23 protein-coding genes are annotated in these 23197 nt (G+C 55.2%); 9 read left to right on the top strand and 14 right to left on the bottom strand.

What is annotated here, in order from left to right; translation table 11 throughout:
• Nucleotides 1-40 precede the first annotated feature (40 nt).
• The 3 genes from HMPREF9098_RS04370 to ung all read left to right on the top strand — a co-directional run bounded on the left by HMPREF9098_RS04370 (nt 41) and on the right by ung (nt 3009).
• Nucleotides 41-436 (top strand): GFA family protein, encoded by a 396-nt coding sequence (locus HMPREF9098_RS04370; protein ID WP_003782377.1) that lies wholly within the window; start codon nt 41-43, stop codon nt 434-436.
• Between the two features lie 143 nt (nt 437-579).
• Nucleotides 580-2223 carry a chaperonin GroEL gene (groL, locus tag HMPREF9098_RS04365; protein ID WP_003782376.1) on the top strand — a complete coding sequence of 548 codons (1644 nt, stop codon included), beginning with the start codon at nt 580-582 and terminating at the stop codon, nt 2221-2223.
• A 123-nt stretch (nt 2224-2346) separates the two neighbouring features.
• The gene (gene ung, locus HMPREF9098_RS04360; RefSeq protein ID WP_040564259.1) at nt 2347-3009 is read left to right on the top strand and encodes a uracil-DNA glycosylase; all 663 of its coding nucleotides are present in this window, start codon (nt 2347-2349) and stop codon (nt 3007-3009) included.
• A 64-nt stretch (nt 3010-3073) separates the two neighbouring features.
• Here the strand turns inward: ung and HMPREF9098_RS04355 are convergent, their stop codons facing one another.
• From HMPREF9098_RS04355 to HMPREF9098_RS04310, 12 genes are all read right to left on the bottom strand, one after another.
• Entirely contained in the window at nt 3074-3886 is an 813-nt protein-coding gene (locus HMPREF9098_RS04355; protein ID WP_003782373.1) for a formate/nitrite transporter family protein, read from the bottom strand.
• A 320-nt stretch (nt 3887-4206) separates the two neighbouring features.
• A complete protein-coding gene (locus tag HMPREF9098_RS04350) occupies nt 4207-4938 on the bottom strand; it encodes a pseudouridine synthase (protein WP_003782371.1) in 732 nt (243 codons plus the stop codon).
• A gap of 99 nt (nt 4939-5037) precedes the next feature.
• A complete protein-coding gene (locus tag HMPREF9098_RS04345; RefSeq protein ID WP_003782369.1) occupies nt 5038-6240 on the bottom strand; it encodes a heme biosynthesis HemY N-terminal domain-containing protein in 1203 nt (400 codons plus the stop codon).
• Nucleotides 6237-7613: a uroporphyrinogen-III C-methyltransferase gene (locus HMPREF9098_RS04340; RefSeq protein ID WP_003782368.1), complete on the bottom strand. Its 1377-nt coding sequence runs from the start codon at nt 7611-7613 to the stop codon at nt 6237-6239. The genes HMPREF9098_RS04345 and HMPREF9098_RS04340 overlap by 4 nt, the downstream gene beginning before the upstream one ends.
• Nucleotides 7610-8347 (bottom strand): uroporphyrinogen-III synthase, encoded by a 738-nt coding sequence (locus HMPREF9098_RS04335; RefSeq protein WP_003782367.1) that lies wholly within the window; start codon nt 8345-8347, stop codon nt 7610-7612. The genes HMPREF9098_RS04340 and HMPREF9098_RS04335 overlap by 4 nt, the downstream gene beginning before the upstream one ends.
• Entirely contained in the window at nt 8344-8499 is a 156-nt protein-coding gene (locus tag HMPREF9098_RS11685) for a hypothetical protein (protein ID WP_155803279.1), read from the bottom strand. The genes HMPREF9098_RS04335 and HMPREF9098_RS11685 overlap by 4 nt, the downstream gene beginning before the upstream one ends.
• A 260-nt stretch (nt 8500-8759) precedes the next feature.
• Nucleotides 8760-10319, bottom strand: coding sequence for a phospholipase D family protein (locus HMPREF9098_RS04330; protein WP_003782366.1), 1560 nt, complete (start codon nt 10317-10319; stop codon nt 8760-8762).
• Nucleotides 10316-10687 (bottom strand): adenosylmethionine decarboxylase, encoded by a 372-nt coding sequence (speD, locus tag HMPREF9098_RS04325; RefSeq protein ID WP_003782365.1) that lies wholly within the window; start codon nt 10685-10687, stop codon nt 10316-10318. The genes HMPREF9098_RS04330 and speD overlap by 4 nt, the downstream gene beginning before the upstream one ends.
• Complete coding sequence (locus tag HMPREF9098_RS12210; RefSeq protein WP_003782364.1) at nt 10687-10866, bottom strand: hypothetical protein; 180 nt, start codon at nt 10864-10866, stop codon at nt 10687-10689. Before HMPREF9098_RS12210 ends, speD begins: the two co-directional genes overlap by 1 nt.
• A 24-nt stretch (nt 10867-10890) precedes the next feature.
• Nucleotides 10891-12408: a DUF4178 domain-containing protein gene (locus tag HMPREF9098_RS04320; RefSeq protein ID WP_232617958.1), complete on the bottom strand. Its 1518-nt coding sequence runs from the start codon at nt 12406-12408 to the stop codon at nt 10891-10893.
• Between the two features lie 6 nt (nt 12409-12414).
• Nucleotides 12415-12642, bottom strand: coding sequence for an NGO_0222 family membrane protein (locus HMPREF9098_RS04315; RefSeq protein ID WP_003782362.1), 228 nt, complete (start codon nt 12640-12642; stop codon nt 12415-12417).
• Between the two features lie 48 nt (nt 12643-12690).
• Nucleotides 12691-13059, bottom strand: a complete 369-nt coding sequence (locus tag HMPREF9098_RS04310; protein ID WP_003782361.1) for a hemerythrin domain-containing protein — start codon at nt 13057-13059, stop codon at nt 12691-12693.
• Between the two features lie 151 nt (nt 13060-13210).
• On the opposite strand from HMPREF9098_RS04310, the gene HMPREF9098_RS04305 reads away from it, so the two are divergent.
• The 3 genes from HMPREF9098_RS04305 (at nt 13211) to HMPREF9098_RS04295 (ending at nt 15623) form a co-directional block, all read left to right on the top strand.
• A complete protein-coding gene (locus tag HMPREF9098_RS04305; protein WP_040564258.1) occupies nt 13211-13654 on the top strand; it encodes an RrF2 family transcriptional regulator in 444 nt (147 codons plus the stop codon).
• Nucleotides 13655-13756: 102 nt separating this feature from the next.
• Nucleotides 13757-14698, top strand: coding sequence for a hydroxymethylbilane synthase (gene hemC, locus HMPREF9098_RS04300; RefSeq protein WP_003782357.1), 942 nt, complete (start codon nt 13757-13759; stop codon nt 14696-14698).
• Between the two features lie 424 nt (nt 14699-15122).
• Nucleotides 15123-15623: a hypothetical protein gene (locus HMPREF9098_RS04295; RefSeq protein WP_147285394.1), complete on the top strand. Its 501-nt coding sequence runs from the start codon at nt 15123-15125 to the stop codon at nt 15621-15623.
• 216 nt (nt 15624-15839) lie between these two features.
• Here the strand turns inward: HMPREF9098_RS04295 and hflX are convergent, their stop codons facing one another.
• Together hflX and HMPREF9098_RS04285 are read right to left on the bottom strand one after the other, a co-directional pair.
• Nucleotides 15840-16982: a GTPase HflX gene (hflX, locus tag HMPREF9098_RS04290; RefSeq protein ID WP_003782350.1), complete on the bottom strand. Its 1143-nt coding sequence runs from the start codon at nt 16980-16982 to the stop codon at nt 15840-15842.
• A gap of 122 nt (nt 16983-17104) precedes the next feature.
• Complete coding sequence (locus tag HMPREF9098_RS04285; protein WP_003782349.1) at nt 17105-18895, bottom strand: hypothetical protein; 1791 nt, start codon at nt 18893-18895, stop codon at nt 17105-17107.
• A gap of 256 nt (nt 18896-19151) precedes the next feature.
• On the opposite strand from HMPREF9098_RS04285, the gene HMPREF9098_RS04280 reads away from it, so the two are divergent.
• The 3 genes from HMPREF9098_RS04280 (at nt 19152) to HMPREF9098_RS04270 (ending at nt 23114) form a co-directional block, all read left to right on the top strand.
• Nucleotides 19152-20327 (top strand): alpha-hydroxy acid oxidase, encoded by a 1176-nt coding sequence (locus tag HMPREF9098_RS04280; RefSeq protein WP_003782347.1) that lies wholly within the window; start codon nt 19152-19154, stop codon nt 20325-20327.
• A 194-nt stretch (nt 20328-20521) separates the two neighbouring features.
• On the top strand, nt 20522-21685 hold the full coding sequence (pseC, locus tag HMPREF9098_RS04275; protein WP_040564256.1) for a UDP-4-amino-4,6-dideoxy-N-acetyl-beta-L-altrosamine transaminase: 1164 nt from the start codon (nt 20522-20524) through the stop codon (nt 21683-21685).
• A 202-nt stretch (nt 21686-21887) separates the two neighbouring features.
• Nucleotides 21888-23114: a sugar MFS transporter gene (locus HMPREF9098_RS04270; protein ID WP_003782345.1), complete on the top strand. Its 1227-nt coding sequence runs from the start codon at nt 21888-21890 to the stop codon at nt 23112-23114.
• Nucleotides 23115-23197 lie beyond the last annotated feature (83 nt).

Genomic DNA, 23197 nt, shown 5'->3' with positions numbered 1-23197 from the left:
CTGCACCCGTTCGACCCAGTTTTAATACAGGAAACACACTATGCACGCACAATGTTTATGCGGCGCGGTAACGCTGGAAGTGCCCGAAACACACGAACTGCACGCCTGCCACTGCGGCAAATGCCGTACTTGGAACGGCGGCGCATCGTTCACGCTGACGGCACAGTCGCCCGAAATTTCAGGCAGCGAACACATCGGGCGTTACGCATCGTCCGAATGGGCGCAACGCTGCTTCTGCAAAGAATGCGGCACGCACCTGTTCGTGCAGGTCGGCAACGATTACTACATCAACGCCGGTCTGTTTGCCGACAATGCAGGCTTCCGCACCGCGTCGCAAATCTTCATCGACTGCAAAGCCCCGTATTACGATTTGGCAAACGACACGCCCAAGCTGACCGAAGCCGAATTTTTGGCGATGGTGGGCGCAGCGCAATAAAGTTTGCCGTTGCGGAACTTGAATATCACGTTCGGCAACCCAATTTATGCGCTGTACGAAAAGCAGCCTGCACCATTCAGGCAGCCTGAAAGCATCTGATTTTTTGTAAACATTCATTTTTTCATTTCATAAGGAAACCAATCATGGCAGCAAAAGAAGTTCAATTTGGCACAGAAGTGCGTCAAAAAATGGTCAACGGCGTGAACGTGTTGGCCAACGCGGTGAAAGTTACCCTGGGCCCCAAAGGCCGCAACGTGGTGCTTGACCGTTCGTTCGGCGGCCCGCACATCACCAAAGACGGCGTGACCGTAGCCAAAGAAATCGAATTGAAAGACAAATTTGAAAACATGGGCGCGCAAATGCTGAAAGAAGTGGCGTCCAAAACCAACGATGTGGCCGGCGACGGTACGACTACGGCAACTGTTTTGGCACAAGCTATTGTGTCCGAAGGCATGAAATACGTTACCGCCGGCATGAACCCGACCGACCTGAAACGCGGCATCGACAAAGCCGTGAACGCACTGGTGGGCGAATTGGCCAACATTTCCAAACCCTGCGAAACCTACGAGCAAATCGCGCAAGTGGGCGCCATCTCCGCCAACTCTGACGAACAAGTCGGCAAAATCATTGCAGACGCAATGCAGGAAGTGGGCAAAGAAGGCGTAATTACCGTTGAAGACGGCAAATCGCTGGAAAACGAATTGGAAGTGGTGAAAGGTATGCAGTTCGACCGCGGCTACCTGTCGCCTTACTTCGTGAACGATGTGGAAAAACAAATCGCCGGTTTGGACAACCCGTTCGTGTTGCTGTTTGACAAAAAAATCAGCAACATCCGCGATTTGCTGCCCGTGCTGGAACAAGTGGCGAAAACCAGCCGCCCATTGCTGATTATTGCGGAAGACGTGGAAGGCGAAGCCTTAGCGACTTTGGTGGTGAACAGCATCCGCGGCATTCTGAAAACCGTGGCCGTGAAAGCACCGGGCTTCGGCGACCGCCGCAAAGCCATGCTGCAAGACATCGCCATCCTGACCGGTGGCACCGTGATTGCCGAAGAAATCGGCCTGACTTTGGAACAGGCAACTTTGGAACACTTGGGTCAAGCCAAACGCATTGAAATCTCCAAAGAAAACACCACCATCATCGACGGATACGGCGACAAATCCGCTGTTGAAGCGCGTGTGGGCGAAATCCGCAAACAAATTGACGTGGCCACCAGCGACTACGACAAAGAAAAACTGCAAGAGCGCGTGGCTAAACTGGCCGGCGGCGTGGCAGTGATTAAAGTGGGCGCGGCCACCGAAGTGGAAATGAAAGAGAAAAAAGACCGCGTGGACGACGCGCTGCACGCCACCCGTGCCGCCGTTGAAGAAGGCGTGGTGGCCGGCGGCGGCGTGGCTCTGCTGCGTGCGCGTGCGGCGTTGAAATCGGTGGAAACTGCCAATGCCGACCAAGAAGCCGGCGTGAAAATCGTGCTGCGCGCGATTGAAGCGCCGCTGCGCCAAATCGTGGCCAATGCCGGCGGCGAGCCAAGCGTGGTGGTGAACAAAGTCTTGGAAGGCAAAGACAATTTCGGTTACAACGCCGGTAGCGATACTTACGGCGACATGATTCAAATGGGCGTGCTCGACCCCGCCAAAGTAACGCGTTCCGCATTGCAACACGCTGCGTCTATCGCGGGTCTGATGCTGACCACCGAGTGCATGATTGCCGATATTCCAGAAGACAAACCTGCTGCAATGCCTGATATGGGCGGCATGGGTGGAATGGGCGGCATGGGCGGTTTCTAACCGTCTGTCCGAACCGGCAGGGCACACTTTAGCAATGTCCTGCCGCCCGACACAAAAAGCAGCCTGCACTTTGAAAACGGAAGTGCAGGCTGCTTTTCAATGGCCAAACAGCAGGAGGACAGGATGAAAACATGGACAGACGTATTGGGGCAGGAAAAGCAAAAGCCGTATTTCCAGGCCGTGTTGCAGCAGGTGCGTGCGGAACGCGCGGCAGGGCAGACCGTGTATCCGCCCGAAAAAGAGGTGTTTAATGCGTTCCGCTACACGCCGTGGGACAAGGTAAAGGTGGTGATTTTGGGGCAAGACCCGTACCACAACGAGCATCAGGCGCACGGTTTGGCGTTTTCGGTGCAGAAAGGCTGCGATATTCCGCCATCTTTGGCGAATATATACAAAGAGTTGTCGAACGATATTGCCGGTTTTCAAATGCCGGCGCACGGCTGCCTGACGGATTGGGCGGAGCAGGGCGTTTTGCTGCTGAACACGGTTTTGACGGTGCGCGCGCATCAGGCGCATTCTCACGCTGGCTTGGGCTGGGAAACGTTCACGGACACGGTGATTCGTGCGCTGAACGAATACGGCAGCCATTTGGTGTTCCTGCTTTGGGGCAGCCACGCGCAGAAAAAAGCGGCCTGGCTGGACGAATCGCGCCATTTGGTGCTGCGAGCGCCGCATCCTTCACCGTTGTCGGCTTATCGCGGCTTTTTCGGCTGCCGCCATTTTTCGCAGGCCAATGCGTATTTGCAGGCGCACGGATTGGCGCCGATTGATTGGCAGATTCGTTGAAAATACGGTGAAAAAAGCAGCCTGCACCTTTGAACATGGGGTGCAGGCTGCTTTTTCGTGTTGGTCAGATGGAGTAATCGTCTTTCAGCAAATGTTTGTAGGCATGCAGATAGGACGCGGCCACAAACGCCGTACCGCCCGCCACGTTGCCCAAAAACACGGGAATCATGTTGGCGAAAAACTGCCCCCATGACACATTCGCGCCCGCAAAAATACCGGCGGGAATGATGAACATATTGGCCACAAAGTGTTGTAGGCCAATCAGCACGAACGTCATCACGGGAAACCACATGGCCAGAATCCGCCCGGAAGTCTGCTTCGCGCCGAAATAAAACCAAATGCCCATGCACACCATCCAGTTGCAGGCGATGGCGGAGATGAACGAACGGCCGAAACTCATGCCGACTTTGGCTTCGGCGATGGCGATGGTTTTGGCGGCCGCCACGCCTTCGGTCAGACCCACGTAATGGCCGAGGAAATACGCCATAAACAAAGCACCGGCCAAATTGCCGAGGCTCACAATCAGCCAGTTGCGCATCAGGTGGGAGATGTTGATTTTTTTGCCGAACCAGCCCAGCCCCATCAGCATCATGTTGCCCGTGGCCAGCTCGCCGCCGCCAATCAGGATGCAAATCAGGCAGATGGGGAATACCGAAGCACCCAGCAGGTTGCCCAGCCCTGACCATTCGGGCGGAATGCCGGTCACCACTTTTAAAAACGCCAGATAGCCGAAGCCGACGTAACCGCCGCCCAAAAAGCTCAAAATGGCCAGCGTTTTCAGGCTTGAGCCTGATTTGGCCTGCGATTTCTGCAAGGAATCCTGCAAGATTTCATGGGGATAAAAGTCGCGCAAATGCTCGGGTTTGACTGGGTTCATGGGCCGTCCTTGTGGGTGATGGTTATCGTGGATTAAAATTGCAATGATACGGCGTTGGCTCGCCTTGACGTACCACCTGTACGCCTTGCGGCTCGCCGCCTTGTCTCATTTTATTTTAATCCGCTATAAAATTGACGGACTGTATCAAATGCGCGGTTTTTTGTGAAAGAACGATTCATTTTATGGGAAATTGCCCGAAGTTATAAGCAGCGGGCAAACGAAAGCAGCCTGCACTTGGAAGGATGGAAGTGCAGGCTGCTTTTTCACTCGTTTCTGCGCGGTTGTCGGGCAATATTCTGTTTTGTATCCGTGTCATGCCGTTAAAACCGCTCGTCGGGCGACAGATAACGCCATTTGCCCGGCGGCAGCGCGCCCAGCTTAATCCGCCCGATGCGGACGCGCTTTAAACCGACCACACGCAGCCCCACCAGTTCGCACATGCGGCGGATTTGGCGTTTTTTGCCCTGCGTCAGGATAAAGCGCAGTTGGTCTTCGTTCTGCCAGCTCACTTTGGCGGGGCGCAGTGACTGGCCGTCCAAATGCAGGCCGTGGTTGAGCAAATTCAAGCCGTTTTCGATGATTTTGCCGCGCACGCGCACCAGATATTCTTTTTCGCGCGAATCTTGTTCGCCGACCAACTGCTTGGCCACGCGGCCGTCTTGCGTCAGCACCAGCAGCCCCACCGAGTCGATGTCCAGCCGGCCGGCCGGCGCCAATCCGCGCAAATGCTGCGGTTGGAAGGCAATGCGGCTTTGGTCGCCCTCCCAATGGTTTTCCGGCGTAATCAGTTCCACGGCCGCCTTATAGCCTTTTTCCGGCTGCCCGCTGACGTAGCCCACGGGTTTGTTGAGCAGCACGGTCACGCGCCCTGCCTGTTGTTGGTGGGCGTTTTTGTCCAAATCGATGCGGTCGCCGGGCAGCACTTTCTGTCCCAGCACAGCTACTTCGCCATTGACCTTCACCCAGCCTTGTTCGATGTAGTGGTCGGCTTCGCGGCGCGAGCACAGGCCCAGTTGCGCCATTTGTTTGGAGAGTCGGATGGGTTCGGACATGGTGTTCTTTCTGATTTTATGAGTATTTTGGGATAGTGAAAAAAGTGCAGGCTGCTTTTATCGCGGCAACGAAAAAGCAGCCTGCACCCGATGGGCCGTTTAGTGTTCGGCCGTTTCGTCCATGGCGGACAATGCCAAACGGCGCTGTTCTTGCGCGTCGTTGTGGCGCTGGCTTTGCTCGAAGACTTTGGCCAGCGTCAAACGCGCATGCACGGTGGGTTCCAAACGCAGGCTGGCTTCCAGATAGCCTTGCGCCTTGCCCCATAATTGGCGGTGGTAGGCCAAATCGCCCAGCGCGGCCAACAGTTTCGGGTCGTTCGGATTTTGGCGCAGCCAGGCATCGGCCGTGTCAATGGCTTTTTGCTGGCCGTATTCGTCCAAATATTGCGCGCTTTGCACAAAAACGGACAGCAAATCGGCGCGGTGGTTTTGCGGATAATATTGGTTTACCCAGGCGACTGCTTTGTCGTACAGGCCCAATTCCGCGTATTTTTGCGCGATGGCGGCACTGAGCGCGCCTGCTTTCAGCGAATCGGGAATGCGTTTCAGGCAGGCTTTCAAACCGGCCGCATCTTGCGCTAGCGACAATAATTGGGCATAGGCGCGTTCGGAGAGCTGCTCGGCCTCGTTGTCGTTCATTGCCCCCGCGCGGCGCAGTTTGTCCACTTTGTCCAGAATTTCCAGTGCGTTGCCTTTGTCCAGCGCATGGCGCAGTTGCAGGCGCACCAATCGGGTCAGGCGCGGATTGATTTGCGCCGCCGCTTTCAGGTGGTTTTCCGCTTCTTCGTCATTTTGCTGGTTGATGGCGCTTTCCGCCAGCAGCAGATGGCGCGACAGCTGTGTTTTTTCGGGCAGTTTTTCAATGTCGTGCAGGTATTGGTCGCGTGCTTCGGCATTACCGCTTTGGTCGGCCGCGTGTGCCGCTAGCATCAATGCCAAAATGCGTTTGTCGCCCGCTTCTTTGTTGGCCAACACTTTATCGGCCTGCGCTTGGGCTTCTTGGAATTTGCCTTCAAAATACGCCAAGCCGGCTGCGTTGAGCGATTGGGTGGCTTTGCGGTTGCGCCTGCCCACGCCGAAGCGGCTCAGCTTGTCGGGCGTGCTCAAAATGCCGGCAATCAGGCGCACCAATATATACAGCGCCACCACGGAAGCCACCAAACCCAGCACGAACAGGTGCAGGTTCACGCGAATCATGGTGTGTTCGATGACCAGATACACGTTGCCCGTGTAGGTGCGTGTGGCAATGGCTACACCGATGGCCAGCGCGAATAAGATGATAATCCACAGCAGCTGTTTCATACCGCACCCCCTTTACGGGCAGTTTCAGGTTGGCTGGCCGATTTTGCAGGGGCAGGCGCGGCGGCGGGTGCGGAAGCGGCTTCGCTGGCGGCTTTCGGTGCCGGCTGGCTGGCTTGGGAAGGTGTTTGTGCGGCAGCGGAAGAAGCAGCCTGCACTGGTGTTGCGGCAGGCGTTGAAGCGGCGCGCGGTTCAACGGCCGGCAAGTCCACAGGCATGGCGGTGCGGGCATTGTTTTGGTATGTGCGTACTGCAGAAATGCTGGCTTTGAGCACGTCATCACCAATCATGCGGATTTCCAGGTTTTTCAGTTCGTTCAACTCTTTCAGCCATGCTTGGGTGGCGGCAGACTGCACATCGTAATACTGCTTCACGGTGGCTTCGACCGCGTTCAAATCGTTTTGGTAGATTTCACCGTTGTGCTGCAACAGTGCCAAGCGCGCATCCAGCAGGTACAGGCGCAGGTTTTCGCGCACGAAATAGGCTTGTTCGGGGGCGATGAGCATGGCATCGTTGTTGTCTAATTTACGCACTTCCACCATGCTTTTGAGCAGGCTCACGGTGCTGTCCACCGTACGCGTCCACCAGTTGCCGGCTTGAGAAACGGGTTCGGGCGCGGTATTGCCTTCTTTCAGCGTGCCGTCCACCAGCAAAGGCAAGCTTGGAATTGCATTTTGCAGGCGTTCCAAGTGCAGCGTGGTGGCGGGGATGTTCAGGTATGGGCGGTTTTTCAATGCCGCCAAATCTTGGCTGACGGCTTGTTGAATCGGCAGCAGTTCGGGTTGCTCGAAGCGGCTCAACCGCTGTTCCAGGCTTTCCAGCACGTTGATGGCGACAGGGATGTTGCCCGACAGCAGCAGTTGTTGCGATGCGAGGTTCAGCGTCACTTCCACTTCGTCCACCAGCCAGTTCACGCGGCCTTTGAGCAATTCGCCGTATGCGCGTTGCACGCTTTCCAACGACTGCTGGCTTTGCTGTTGCATGGTGGATATTTTGGCCAGTTCCTGTTCGATTTTTTCTTGGCGCAACAAGGTGTTTTGCAGCAGGACGGCATTTTGGCTGTTGCCCAGTCCGGCTTTGTCCAATTCTTGTTCCAGTTGCAGTTTTTGCGTGTTCAGCAGATTTTGCCCCTGCACGAACAGGAAGCCGCTGGCGCCCAGCCCCAGCAAGGACAGCACCAGCGCGCCCACCGCCAAGCCTTTGCCGCCGGATGCTTTTTGCTCAATCACAATGGGTGCGGAGGTTGGCGCGGGTGCGGCAGAAGAAGCAGCCTGCACCTCTTCCTCAGGCACAGCGGAGGATTCGTTTTCGTTGGGCATTGTCGGTGTGTTTTCAGCGTTTTCTTCAGGTTTTTGGGGTTGTTGCGCTTCGGTCATGGGAGGGTCTCCGTGTAAACGTTTGGGGCATTGCCGTGTAAGGCGGCGGCCAGATTCGGGTAAACCGACACTTTGGCCGCGCCGTATTGCTGCAATGTTCGGGCAATGCGTTCATGATGGGTTAAGTATAGCAAGGATTTGAGCTTTTGCGTACACGCTGACGGTGCTTGTGTAAAGAGTGCGCGCGCCATTTCAGAGGAGGTAACCCAGGCAGCCTGCACATTTTGCCGCATGAAGGCCGGCCAATCCAGCGGCAGGGCAATGCTTTGGTAGGCGGCGGCGGCGTGTACGCGGAAGCCGCGCAGGCGCAGTTGCTCGGCCAGATATTCGCGGCCGCTTTGCCCGCGGATGATGACGATGCCTGAATGCGGCGGCAGTTGCTGCCACACGGGCAGGGTTAAAACGGCTTCGCTGTCGTTCTGTTGTGCGGGCGCGTGAACGGGAAAGCAGCCTGCACGTTCCAATGCGCGCGCGGTGGCTTGGCCGACGGCGATATGGACGACGATACCGGTGTGCGTGCGGAGGTGCGGCGCGGCCATTTCCACGGCGGTGGGGCTGACCCAGAACACGGCGGCGGCATCAGGCAGGCAGGCGGCGAGTTGTTCGGGCAGGGTTGGGTCGGCGGCCAGGCGGACGGGGGCGAAGGGCAGCACGTTCCAACCGGCGCGCTCTGCAATGCGGCGGTCTTCGGCTTGGCGGTTTTCGGGGCGGACGAGGAGCAGGGTGGGCATCATAACGGGATGGGGTTCGGTTTCGGGGTGCAGGCTGCTTTTGGCGAAGGGGCTGTGTTCGGGCGGTGTTCATGGCGTTGCGCCGCCATACCCGCGCTTGGGGGCGGCCGCACATGGCAAAAGCAGCCTGCACGTTCCAATCCGCTGCGGGACAAAACCACCGCTGTTCGGCAATGGGGTTTGCGCTGCCCGCAGAAAACTCTCTTTCAGAAGCGGGGGAGGTCGGGCTGCGGGCTTGGAAAAGCAGCCTGCGGGGCGGGCAGCTACCCCAAGCGTGGGTATGGCGGCGCAACGCCATGAACACCTTGCGGATGCGTTATCCGGACGTGCAGGCTGCTTTCGGTCTATTTTCATTCGGCGGTTTCGCAATGCTGCCGCTTCGGGTTTTGCCAAGGGTGCAGGCTGCTTTTGGCATTCACAGCAGCCGTTCGATCGGCAGCCAGGAGAAAATTTTGCTCAACAGGCGTTTCCACAGCGGTGCGTCGGGTTCTTTCGGGCTGGCGGACTGTGTTTGCGGGTCGTACCATTGCATGCGGCCTTGCGGGTCGAGCCGGACGTGGTAGGCGCCGGATTCGGCGGTGCGCTGCAATTCGCCCTGCATCAGTTGCGCCAGCGCGGGGGAGTGGATGACCAGTCCCATTTCGGTGTTGAGTCGGGCGGAGCGCGGGTCGAGGTTGAACGAGCCGATGAAGACGCGTTCTTGGTCGATGATGAAGGTTTTGGCGTGCAGGCTGGTGATGGAGCTACCGGTCAGGCCCCGGTCGCGCAGGCCTTTGACGGCGGTGTCGCCTTTGAATTCATATAATTGCACGCCGGCGTGCAACAGGGCGCGGCGGTAGCGGGTATAGCCCGAATGCACGGCGGCCACGTCGGTGGCGTTCAGCGAATTGGTGAACACGGTGGTACGCACGCCTTGCCCGCTCAGTTGGCGGAAGACTTGGATGCCGGTGCGGGTGGGTACGAAATACGGGCTGACCAGATAAATTTCGCGTTTGGGTTCGCCCAAAGCAGCCTGCATGCTTTCGGCAATATCGACCCGTGTCCTGCGGTTCAATGCTTTGGCGGGGTCGTCGCTAATCAGTTCGGTGGTGGCGCGGATATGCGGAATCAGGCGCAGTGCGGACGCATCGTCATCGGCATTGTTGGCGGCGGCAGGGTGCAGGCTGCTTTTGAGCCGTTCCAGCCCGGCAGAGATATCTGCACGGCGGACGATGCGTTCCAACGGATAGGCGGAATGGCTTTGCCAATAACGGTCGAAGTCCTGCGAAATCTGCGGCACGATGGCGCCGCTCACCATCACGTCGGTGTCGGCAAAGGTGTGTTCGCGGTGGATGTCGAAATATTCGTCGCCGATATTGCGCCCGCCGATAATGCTGACGCGGTTGTCGGCAATCAGGGCTTTGTTGTGCATCCGGCGGTTCAGTCGCGAAAAATCGGTCAGATAGCCGATAAACCGCCATTTGCGGTATAAAAATGGGTTGAATAGGCGGATTTGGATATTGGGGTGGCTGTTGAGCGCGGACAGAATGGCGTCCATGCCGTGCGTGTTGTTATCGTCCAGCAGCAGGCGCACGCGCACGCCGCGTTCTGCCGCCTGCCAGAGCTTTTGCAGCAATGCCAGACCGGAGGTGTCGTCGCGCCAAATATAATATTGCGCATCAATCGAAACGGCGGCGTTGTCGAGCAAAACCGCGCGTGCGTGATAGGCGGCGCGTGCACCATTGAGCAGCTGCACGTCGGCCGGATAGGCGGTGTTTGGATAGACAGTGTTCTGGTCGTCGTTCGGTTCTGTTTCGGTCGGTTGGGGTGCGGATGCTTCGGAAGCGGCGGCAGGCAGGTTGAGGGCTTGTTCGAGCCGCGGTGCGCTTTGGGTGGGGATGTAAAGGCTGGTTTCGCGGTCATCCAAGTTGGGCAGGCTGCGGCAGGCATTGAGCATTAAGCAGCACAGAAGCAGCCAGAAACGGTTTCGGGTCATGATGCGGTGATGTGTGTGCCGCGTGCGCGGCAATGCCAGACGGCGTGTTCGGCGTGTAATGCCTGTTGTAGGAATTGTGCGGCGGTTTGCGGATTTTTTTGCCCGCACAGGAAAATATCGACGGCGGCAAAGCGGTGCTCCGCCCAGGTGTGGATGCTGATGTGCGATTCTGCCAGCAGCAGCACGCCGGTCACGCCGCCGCCTTCGCCGAAATGGTGGAAGTGGCTGAACAAAATGGTGGCGTTGGCCAAATGCGCGGCGTGTTCAAGGGCGCGTTGCAGGCTGCTTGGGTCGGACAGGAGTTCCGGCGGGCAGCCGTACAAATCCAGCAAGCCGTGCTGACCGGGCAGATACAGCGTTTCGGCCATTATTTGTGCCCGCCCGAAAAGCCGCCGTATCCGCCGTAGGAGCTGCTGCTTCCACTGCCGCTACCGCTGTATCCGCGGCTACCGCTGCTGTTGTCGCCATCCGTAATCATCATATAGTTGATTATCGTACCCAGTAATATCAGAAGAATGGCGCAGATGATATAAGTTAATCTACTCATAAATAAATACTTTCGTTTTGGCTATTATATGCGCCACAGCAAAATCACAATAATTAAGGAACAAATCAGCGAAGGCACGAGCTGTGCAGGCAACATATTCGTCCATGCACCCAAATTCCAGAAGAGAAACAACCCGATGGCGGTGAGCCGCAGGGTGGTGGAGACGGTTCCGTCATCCTCGTCCACGGGCGTTTGGTCGCGGGAAAGCAGGTTGTTCACTTTCAAATTGAACGCGTTGGCCAGCACATTGCGCGGAACGGGCGTGCTTAAACTCCATGCCATCTCGTGGTTGGAAATTTCGGCGGACAAAATGCCTTTGCCGGTTTCGTAGTCGCGGTAAATCTGCGTATCGCCCGCGTGGATTTGCCAGTAAAACGCGCCTGCCGCAAAGCCGACGCGGCCGCCGTAATCGTATAAAAACCGGCCTTGCTGCGGCTCGCCGTGCTGGTTCATGGGCGGAAAAGCAGCCTGCGTTTGCGACAGTTTCCAGCCGTCTTCGGTTTCCACCAGCCATGCAAAGCCGTGTTGTGTCGAATACAGCAGATATTCGCGCCACCAGCCTTGCGGCACGATGCCGTTGCGCGGCGAAAAACCGCCCATGAGCAGGCGTGCGTCGTCGCCGGAAATTTCATCGCGGTACACCGCGCCGATTACGGTATAGGATTTGCCGTACAGCGTGCCTTTCGTGCCCAAGGGCAGCGGCAGGGCTTCTTGTTGGGCATCGCGCATGATGCCGGCGGCGCGCAGCTGCACCTTGCCTTCGCTCATTTCGATTTCGCTGCGGCAGCTGGGGCAGATTACGTGGTTGGTCAATCCGCCAATCCACTGGATACTCGAACCGCAGTGCGGACATTTTTCCGCTTGCCGCGAGCCGCGCAGGCAGCCTGCACTTTGTCGGATTTGTTCGGCATCGCGCGTGAATTGGAGCGATAAATTATCCAGTGATACGGTGCTGCCCAAGAATGCGGCGGGCGGCGTGTCGGCATAGTCCAGCGTGAGGAAATGTTCGCCGCTGCGGAAGTCTGCCACGCGGTTCTCCAAACGTTCCGGCACGGCGAAGGGCAGTTCGCCCTGTACTTGGGCGCGTTCCAGCACGATTTCGCGCACGTCGGCGGCAATGAAATTTTTGCCTTGTATGGTGAGCAGGGTTTCGGCGGCGCGGATACTGTCAAATTCGGGCAGGGTTTCGGAAAGCTGAACGGCGCGGACGAGGACGTATAAATCGCCGGCTTCGGACAGCCAGCCGTCGCTGCCGTCTTGGAAGCGTATCCACCATTCGTTCCATTCGCCGGCATCGTATTGCGCTTTGAGTCGCCCGATGACGGCAAACGGGATTTTTTGCCAAACGCCGGTTGTGCCGATTTGTATGGGCGAAAAATCATGCAGGACGGCACTGTCGCGCCCCGTATCGCGCAGGCTGCTGTCTTGATAGACCAGCATGCTGTTGCAATATGAACACACCACGGTTACGGCGGTGGCCGAGTGGAGTTCGACGGGTGCGCCGCAGCTGGGGCAGTCGGTATGGAAGAAGGCTTCGGTCATGGCGGTTTAGGGCGACGGGTTGGTGGGAGGCAGCATTTTATCGCGTGCCACTTGGCGTATGTAGAAGGCCAACGAGGTGATTTGCCCGAAGGCGGCGGCAAAGGCGAACAAGAAGGCGGCCACGCCGAACGATTTGCTGTAAATCGACAGCAGGTAGCTGCCTGCGGCCACCAGTGCGATGAACAGCAGGGAAAACAGGATGGTCAGCAATAAAAAACAGCGGCGGCGGGTCATGGGCGGCTTTCGGTCGGATTGGTCAAAGGTGCAGGCTGCTTTTTGCCGTCAGGCGGGCGGCAGGGCGTGTTCTTCCAGCGCGGGGAAGAGTTCGCGTTCTTCAAAGCGGGCATGGTCGCGCAGCAAGGTGGCAAATTCGGTGTTCCATGCCGCATCGTTCCATTGGGCGTGGTGGAAGAGTTCGCGCAGGCGTGCATGTTCCTGCTCGAATCGGCTGCGCAAATCGGCACGGTCCAGCTTGTCCCACAATGGCGCAAACATGGTTTCTTCTTTGGCGAAATGTTTTTCCAAATCGATGAAATGCTCGGTAATGTCGTGGCGGTGGTCGGTTTCCGGCGCGCGCAGAATCCGCACGCACAAAGCCAGCGTGTGGTGGTGTTCTTGGGAAAGTTCAATCAGCAAAGGATGGCGTTTCATTTTTTTACTCTTCTTTCTGGATTGTGATTCGTTTCTTTAAAGTATAATAGCGGCCAAAAGGGCGCACAGGCGCGTCCGGATTCCAAAAGCAGCCTGCATATTGTATAGCGGATTCGCTATATTGAATGATTTTACATCACAGACCATTATCATGCACCTGACACAACAAACCGATTATGCCCTGCGCGTGTTAATTTATACCGCCATCAACAACGAAGGCTTGGTCAATATTGCCGAAATTGCAAAAACCTACGACATTTCCAAAAGCCATTTAATGAAAGTGGTGACCGCATTGGTGAAAGGCGGCTTTTTGCACAGCGTGCGCGGCAAAGGCGGCGGATTGCGCTTGGGCAAAGAGCCCGAACAGATACGCGTGGGCGACGTGGTGCGGCTGACCGAGCCGATGGTGATTGCCGAATGCTTCGGCGAAAACAACGAATGCATCATTTCGCCGCATTGCCGCCTGGCCAATATTTTAAACTCCGGCCTGAAACTTTTCCTTATGCATTTGGACAATTATACGCTGGCCGATTTGCTCAATGCCGGCACGCAGAAAATCCTGTATCGCATCGACATGCCGATTCAGCCGGAATAACCGTCATCCATTTAATTTAACGCCAAAAAAGCAGCCTGCACTTTCCCCACCGGCGTGCAGGCTGCTTTTTGCGGCACCGTTTGAAATCCCACAGGAAACACCATGAACATTCCGCAAAAACTCACCATTGCCAGCCGCGAAAGCGCATTGGCCATGTGGCAGGCCGAACACATTCAGGCAAAATTGCAGGCGCTGTATCCAAGCTGCACGGTCGATATTTTGGGCATGACCACGCAGGGCGACCAGATTTTGGACAAAACCCTGTCCAAAATCGGCGGCAAAGGCCTGTTTATCAAAGAGCTGGAAACCGCATTGCAGGAAAACCGTGCCGATTTGGCGGTGCATTCGCTTAAAGATGTGCCGATGGATTTGCCCGAAGGCTTTGTTCTGGTGGCGGTGGGCGAGCGCGCCAACCCGTTTGACGCGCTGGTGTCCAACCGCTTCGAACGGCTGGAAGAATTGCCCGAAGGCGCGGTGGTCGGCACATCCAGCCTGCGCCGCGAAGCCCAGTTGCGCGCGCGTTTCCCTCATTTGCAAGTGAAACCATTGCGCGGCAACGTGCAAACCCGTCTGGCCAAACTGGACAACGGCGATTATGACGCAATTATTCTGGCGGCCGCCGGTTTGGAACGTTTGCAGTTGCACGGCCGCATCCGCAACCTGCTGCCGCCGTCCGACAGTTTGCCGGCAGCGGGGCAGGGCGCGTTGGGCATCGAAATTGCCGCGCACCGCACCGATTTGGTGGACATCCTTTTGCCGCTCAACCATGCGCAAACCGCCGCCTGCGTTACCGCCGAGCGTGCGCTGGCACGGGCGTTGGGCGGCAGCTGCCAAGTGCCGCTGGGCGCGTATTGCACGGCAGACGAATATGGCCTGCTGACGCTGCACGGCCTGGTGGCGCATCCCGACGGTTCCGTGGTGATGACGGCAAACGCGCAAGCACCCGCGCCTTATGCGGACGCGCTGGGACGGGCGGTGGCAAAAAAACTGTCGGACGACGGGGCGCGGGAAGTGATTGCGGCCGTGTTGTCCGAAACGCATTGAGCCTGCGCACTCAACGCAAAAGCAGCCTGCACTTTGAAAAATAAGGTGCAGGCTGCTTTTTATGTGTCCGCGTTATGCGGTTAAAATGATGTGCTTTGAGCTGGGTTCCGTGTGATCTTTCAGACTGATGCAACGATGCCTAGTTATGCTGTTACCCACTATGGGGCATGGACACAATGTAATTTCTGTATTTTGATAGCTTAAATATGATTCATATTCTTAAGTGAATTTAAAGATAATAAGCGGTTCTTGACGGAATTTGAAAGATGAAGTACGTTGTTAATTATGTATGAGTGCAAAGTGGAGATGTAATTAACTACAGTTTATTTGTATTTATATCATAGGTATATGTAGTGTAGTATCTGTATAATCGTACATTTATGTTCAATAGGGTGAAATCATAATGAGAAAAATGAAAATTATCGTGTCTTTCATAACATTATCTATACTAATTTCTTCTGCGATATGTATTTTTCTGTATAAGAAAATCACAGATAAGGGTGATTCTGATGAGTTTTCTACACCGGTCTATTCGTTAGTAATAAATAGCAGTAAGGATTCTAATGTTCGTCGCTCTGAAAAAATATTAATACCTAAAGATGGATTTTATAGATTTGGTGTAGAGCTAGATGGGCTAGAGGGTGATTATTTGGATGCTAATCAAAATTATCTTATGTTTAAATTCCCAAAAGAAGTTTTTATTAGTTACTCCTTAATCAATGAGAAAAATAATTCTGTTATTACTCAAGGTGGTGATTTCTTGACGCCGTATGTTGTCAGCAGTATTAATAAGAAAAATTACTATAGTACATTCTATGTTAATTTAAAAAGAGGGGAGGTGGTATTAAATTATGAGGCTAAATTAAATTTAACAAAACAAGTGGATGTTAAGCTGATTTTTTTCAGATCATCTGTTCCGAAATAATGTTTTATGGAGGTAAATTATGAGGAACAATGCACCGTAGCGGTTAAATTTGGTGTTGATGTGGGTGTCGTCAGGGAAAAATTCGGATACTGAAATCCGGCCGCTACAACAGTTGTTTCTGGTAATGCCGTTATCTATTCCAGTCAATTATCGGTTGCCAAAAAGCAGCCTGCACTTTGAAAAATTAAGGTGCAGGCTGCTTTTTATGTTTCCGTGTCATGCGGTCAATGTTTCCAACAATGCTTGGCGCAAATCATCCAGCCCCTGCGCTTGGGTGGCGGAGAGGCGCACGGCGGTGATTTGGCCGTTGTGGTTGCGCAGGCAGCCTGCATTTTGTTCGGCTTCGGGCAGCAGGTCGATTTTGTTGTACAGCAGGATTTGCGGCAGGTGGTCGGCATGGATTTCGGCCAGCACATTGTTCACGTCTTCGATTTTGCGTTCGTGTTCGGGGTCGGCCGCATCGACCACGTGGAGCAACACGTCTGCCAACGCGGTTTCTTCCAGCGTGGCGGAGAAGGCGGCCACCAGTTTGTGCGGCAGGTTCTGCACGAAGCCGACGGTATCGGTCAGGATGATGCTGTGTTCGGGCGCGAGATAAAGTTTGCGCGCGGTGGTGTCGAGCGTGGCGAAAAGCTGGTCTTTGGCCAATACGTCGGCTTTGGTGAGGCGGTTGAACAACGTGGATTTGCCGGCGTTGGTGTAGCCCACGATGGCAAAGGTTTTCATGCGGCCGGACTGGCGTGCTTTGCGGCGTGTTTCGCGCTGTTTTTTCACTTGCGCCAGTTGTCGGCGCAGAGCGGTAATTTTGGTTTGAATCAGGCGGCGGTCGGTTTCGAGCTGGGTTTCGCCAGGGCCTTTCAGTCCGATGCCGCCTTTTTGACTTTGCAGGTGTCCGTATCCGCGCACCAGCCGTCCGGCCAGGTGGGTCAGTTGTGCCAGTTCCACTTGCAGCCTGCCTTCCTGCGATTGGGCGCGCTGGGCGAAAATCGCCAAAATCAGGCCGACGCGGTCAAGCACGCGGCATTGTAGGGCGCGTTCCAGGTTGCGTTCCTGGGTGGGGGACAATTCGTGATTGAACACCACCAGTTCGATATCGTTCTGCCGAACCAGTTGCGCCAATTCTTCGGCTTTGCCCGTGCCGACCAAAAGCGCGGGATGGGCTTTGTCGCGCTTGACAGTATGTTGGCAGACTAATTCGCCGCCGGTGGCACGCACCAGTTCGGCCGCTTCGGTGCAGGCTGCTTGAAAGGCACGCTCGCGGGTTTCGCTGCTGCCGGTGTGGCTGTTGGCGAAATGGGCGGATACCAGCATGATGCGTTCGGCGTGTTCCAGTGTTTTATCGGTATGGAAACGGGGCATGGGAAATCTTGCGGGATTGGGGTGGACAACAAAGTGCAGGCTGCTTTTTTATCTGTGCAAAAGCAGCCTGCACTTCAATTTAACGGCTGAACGGTGGCATAACGGATTTATTCGTCGTCGTCCTAATCGTCATCCCTGCCGGATGATTTTCCATCGGGCGAGATGCCGAATTGGCGGGCAAAAGCGCGCAAATCGAACTGCAGGCGGTTTTCAGGCAGCGAAAACGTGCTGGGCAATGCGGAAATGCCGTTGTCGCCGCTCGGGAACGCATAAGTGCGCATAGTGCCGTCGCCCACCATCTGCGTGTCGAACTCCATATTCACGGTTTGCGCTTTAATTTCATCCGGCAGGTACAGCAGCTTCATGTGCGCGGCATATTGGATTTTGCGCAGGGCTTTTTTCTTTTCGTTCAAAGCATCGATCTGTTTTTTCTTGTTTTTAAATATTTTATCGAAGAAATTTTCCGGTTTTTTGACCAAGGCTTCTTGCTTAACTACCGCATCGTACCGCTGCACATAATCTTTAATGTATTTTTTGGCAACCGAACGGGCGTAGTTAATCCAAGTATAGGTTTTTTTGTGGTTTTCTTTCCACTCGTAATCATCCATTTTGGCAAAGATGTCGCTGCGCCGTTTTTCCAGCAATGCCGTATAGGCCACCAACCGAGCAAACAAAATGGCGGCCTGCCGTTTGGCGGAAGCGGGGCTGTTGGCAATGGCCGGCTGGGTTTGGAAGTCTTGGAACGTCGATACGATATTGCCCATCAGTTGGCGCATGGAAATATACAGGTAATCAAACTCTTCCGGGCTGTTGGGCAGGCGGCGCATGGTTTGTGCCAGCGGTTCCAAAATGCCGTAGCACAAACGCTGCTCGTATTTTTTCAGGCGGTTGGCAATTTCGTTTTCCAGGCTTTCTTTCAAAATGAACGGCCCGAACAGCAATGGCAGCAAATGGTCTTCGTGGTAATCGTTCAGTTTTTCCACGAAATCCATGACCGTGGGGCGCACCATGCCTTCCAAAGTCACGATGCATTGGATTTGGCGTTTGAATGCGTCTTCAAAAGCGGGTGTGGGGTTATCCAAATTGGCGGTGGGCAGGGCAATGCCGTTGAGCAGCAGCGTGCGGTCAAACAGCAAATCTTCCAGCAGGAAGCGGCGGATGGTGAACAAATCAGCGGAATATTCGGCCATCGGGGCGATGATGAAAATATAGCCGGAAGCGGGCACCACTTCCAGTTGCAGCGATTTTTGCACGCTTGCCAAATATTCGCGTATCAAAGGCTGGCGGAATTCTTTGAGTTGGCGTTGGCGCATGGTTTTGAACCAATAGCCCAACACCTGGTGTTTCAAGAATACTTCGTTAATGAAGACTTTCACCTCGTCGCTGGACAATTTGCGCACATTGTCGGGCAGAATCAGCTCGCGTTTGTGGCGGATAATGTCGCCGGCCACATAAATAAACGCGCGGCGGAAGCGTTGTTTCTGGATTTGCAGTTCCAAATCGTCTTCGGTGTTGAATTCGGCGATGGTGTGCAGCGTTTGTTCCAGGTAATCCGCAATTTTCAATGCGTCGCGTTCAATGTCCAAATCTTCCAGGCTGGCCTGAACTTTTTTGGCCATGGATTTGAAATTTTTGAATTTTGCCGGAATGTTGGCGCAAATTTGCGAAAAGGACAGGTTGAGGCTGTCGCGGTATTCGAAGACTTTTTTGTCGCTGTTCCAGAAGATATTGTTCGGCGTCAGCAGCTGTTCGGCAATGTTTTTGCGCTCTTGCGGCGTGATTCTGGTAAAAATCTCATGCAGGTGCTGCTGCCAAAACACGTCTAATTTCGGGTCGATTTGTGTGATGCGCGTGCGTAGCTGATAGGGGATATAGTCGGGCGGGAGGGCGGCATTATGTTTGTTCGATCGCATGTGATATAGCCTTGATTCAACGGTTATTTTGGAATTCGGATAGGGCGGCGCTGGGCATCCGGATAAAATCGTTTCAGTTCGTTATAGTTTAACATAAAATTCATTGCTTTAACGATGTGCAGGCTGCTTTTATTGCATATTGGCGTAAATAGGCGCAAAATAGAATCATTCTCAAAAAATTATGCTGTCAAAGCAGCCTGCGCTTTTGCCTTCCATGCAGGCATCCGTATCGATTGAACCATAGAAAGGAAAGACCATGAATTTCGGATTGGACAAAATGACGTGTATTGAAGATTTACGCCGCGTCGCAAAATTCAAAGTGCCTAAAATGTTCTACGATTATGCCGATTCCGGCTCTTGGACAGAAAGCACATACCGTGCCAACAGCCGCGATTTTAACGAAATCAAATTTCGTCAAAAGGTGTTGGTGGATATGGAAGGCCGCAGCCTGGCCACGAAAATGGTGGGGCAGGACGTGACCATGCCGGTGGCGTTGGCGCCGACAGGGTTGACAGGCATGCAGCGTGCCGACGGCGAGATTTTGGCGGCGAAGGCGGCGGAAAAATTCGGCGTGCCGTTCACCTTGTCCACCATGTCGATTTGTTCGATTGAAGATGTGGCGGAAAATACGACCGCCCCGTTCTGGTTTCAGCTGTATGTGATGCGCGACCGCGAATTTATGCAGAACCTGATTACCCGCGCCAAAGAGGCCAAATGTTCGGCTTTGGTGCTGACGGCGGATTTGCAGATTTTGGGGCAGCGGCACAAAGACATTAAAAACGGCCTGTCCGCACCGCCGAAACCCACCTTGTTGAATCTGCTGAACTTATTGTGCAAACCCGAATGGTGCTGGCACATGCTGCACACGGAGCGGCGCACGTTCCGCAATATCATGGGGCACGCGAAAAACGTGCAGGACAATTCGTCCCTGTTTTCGTGGACGGCGGAGCAGTTCGACCCGCGCCTGAGCTGGGACGATGTGGCGCGGATTAAGGATTTGTGGGGCGGCAAGCTGATTATCAAAGGCATTATGACGGCGGAAGACGCGGAAAAAGCGGTGCAGCACGGCGCGGATGCGATTGTCGTGTCCAACCACGGCGGACGGCAGTTGGACGGCGCGCCTTCCAGCATCCGTGCGCTGCCCGACGTGGTGCAGGCTGCCGGTTCGCAAATTGAAGTGTGGCTGGACGGCGGCATTACCACGGGGCAGGATATCCTGCGGGCGTGGGCTTTGGGCGCGCGCGGCGTGATGATTGGGCGTGCGTTCCTGTACGGATTGGGCGCGTATGGCGAAGACGGCGTGCGCCGTGCGCTGGAAATTTTGTATAAGGAAATGGATTTGAGCATGGCGTTCACCGGCTGCCGCAATATTGAGGAAGTAACCCGCGATATTTTGGTAAAAGGGACGTATCCAGTGCCGGAAGGTGCATAAACACTGTGTGCAGAAAAGTGCAGGCTGCTTTTGAAGAAGGAAAAAGCAGCCTGCACTTTAAAATATGGCCGCCATTTGCCGACCGACACGTCGTTCGATTTGCGTTAAAATGCGTTTATTTGCCGATTCGGGTTCGGCCGCCGTCCGAAAGCAGCCTGCACCCGTTGCTACCCCATCCATTCCGAAAGCCAGCCATGACCATTCCCTACGGTAAACAAACCATTTCCGAAGCCGATATTCAAGCCGTCGTATCGGTGCTGCAATCCGATTTTTTAACGCAAGGCAGCCGCGTGCCCGCGTTCGAGCAGGCGCTGGCGGATTATTGCGGCGCGCAACATGCCGTTGCCGTGTGCAATGCCACTGCCGCGCTGCATTTGGCGTGTTTGGCGTTGGGCTTGGGGCCGGGCGACCTGCTGTGGACCACGCCGACCACGTTTGTCGCTTCGGCCAACTGTGCGCTGTATTGCGGCGCGGACGTGGATTTTGTCGATATCGACCCGCAAACGTGGAATTTGTCGCCGGACGCATTGGCGGAAAAACTGGCGCGCGCCAAAGCCGCAGGACGGCTGCCCAAAGTGCTGGTGGCGGTGCATTTGTGCGGCGAGCCGTGCGACATGGTGGCGATTAAGTGGCTGGCGGACGAATACGGCGTGGCCGTGATTGAAGATGCATCGCACGCGGTGGGCGCACGTTATCGCGGCGGTGCGGTGGGCGGCGGGCAATACAGCGACATCACCGTGTTCAGTTTCCACCCCGTGAAAATCATCACCACCGGCGAGGGTGGCATGTGCCTGACCAACCGCGCGGATTTGGCGTACAAAATCGCGCTGCTGCGGTCGCACGGCATCACGCGCAATGCGGACGAAATGGAAGGCGGAAGCGACGGCGCGTGGTATTACCAGCAAATCGATTTGGGCTTCAATTACCGCATGACCGAAATGCAGGCTGCTTTGGGTTTGAGCCAGTTGCAGCGGCTGAACGAATTTGTGGCGCGCCGTCATGTGCTGGCGGCGCAATATGACGCATTATTGGCGGATTTGCCCGTCGGCCTGCCGTTCCGCCATCCCGATAACCGTTCCGCGCTGCACCTGTATCCGGTGTTGGTGCCGGCGCAACACCGCAACCGTATTTTCAATGCCTTGCGCGCCAACGGCATCGGCGTGAACGTGCATTATATCCCCGTGCACACACAGCCGTATTACCGCAAGCGCTTCGGTTTTGCCAAGGGCGATTTCCCGAATGCCGAACGCTATTACGCGCAAGCCGTAAGCCTGCCGATGTATTTTAGTTTGAGCGATGAAGAGCAGCGCTTTGTGGCAGACGCTTTGCGGCAGGCGTTGCAAGAAGCTGCGGCATGATGTGCAGGCTGCTTTTGCCTCCTCCGAAAAAGCAGCCTGCACCCGTTTTATTGCCCATTGTGCCACTCTTGCGCCACGCATAGGCAAACCCGCAGGAATACAGTACAATCCGCCTCTTTTTATCCGTTGCCGCTGAACATCATCGCAAGATGGTCATTTTTCACGCAACACCCATGTTCCACCCTCTTTTGAAAGGTCTCGTATGTCCGCTCAAAACCCAAGCACTGCACCCAATAACAATCTGGCATTGGGCGTATTAACCTCGCTGTTCTTCATGATGGGCTTCATCACCTGCATGAACGATATTTTGATTCCCCACCTGAAAGGCATTTTCAACCTGAGCTATACGCAGGCCATGCTGGTGCAGTTCTGCTTCTTCACCGCGTATGCGCTGATGTCGATTCCCGCCGGCAAGCTGGTGGAAAAAATCGGCTATAAAGGCGGCGTGATTGGCGGTTTCCTGATTGCCGCCTTCGGCTGCATCCTGTTTTATCCGGCGGCGAGCAGCGCGTCTTATCCCATCTTCTTGGGCGCACTCTTCATTCTGGCCACCGGCATCGTGCTGCTGCAAGTGGCGGGCAATCCGTATGTCACCCTGCTGGCTAAACCTGGCAAAGAATCCGCCACGCTCACGCGAATTCAGGCGTTTAACTCGTTGGCCACCACCATTGCGCCGCCTTTGGGTGCCGCAATGATTTTTGTGGATGCCAACGCATCGCTGGCCGAACGTATTTCATCGGTGCAGATGCCGTATTTGGGACTGGCGGGCTTCATGATTCTGCTGGCCATTACCGTGGCCATGATTAAGCTGCCTGACGCGCGCCAAATCGCCCAAGCGGAAACCGAACACAACCGCGACGGCAAAAACAGCGTGTGGCAATACAAACATATGGTGCTGGCCGCCGTGGGCATTTTCTGCTATGTGGGCGGCGAAGTGGCCATCGGTTCGATGATGGTGAACGTGTTGGAAAAAGTGGCCGGCCTCAACCATGAAAAAGGCGCCAATTATCTGGCCTTATACTGGGGCGGCATGATGGTGGGCCGTTTTGCAGGCACTTTCATCATGAACAAAATCAAAGCCAACCGACTGCTGGCATTTAACGCTTCTGTTGTGGTGGCCTTGATTGTGCTGGCGATTGTGTCCGGCGGAAAAGTGGCCATGTGGTCGCTGCTGGCCATCGGTTTGTTCAACTCCATCATGTTCCCCACCATTTTCTCTTTGGGCACGAACGGTTTGGGCAAATACACCAGCCAGGCATCGGGCATTATCTGTTCGGCCATCGTGGGCGGTGCGCTGATTCCTGTGGCGCAGGGCGCATTTGCCGATACCATCGGTCTGCTGCCGGCATACTTCGTTTCCGCCATTTGCTATGCCTACATCGTGTTCTTCGCGCTGAAGGGCTATAAAGTGGATGAAAAAACAGCGTAATCGAGCGGATGGCCTTGTGCCGATAAATGTAACGATCCTATACGCTTTGGTTTATCCAACGTGAAAAGCAGCCTGCACTGTGT

Origin of the sequence: Kingella denitrificans ATCC 33394 (assembly GCF_000190695.1) — a bacterium.
Taxonomy (GTDB): domain Bacteria; phylum Pseudomonadota; class Gammaproteobacteria; order Burkholderiales; family Neisseriaceae; genus Kingella_A; species Kingella_A denitrificans.
This window is presented reverse-complemented; position numbering and strand designations above follow the sequence as displayed.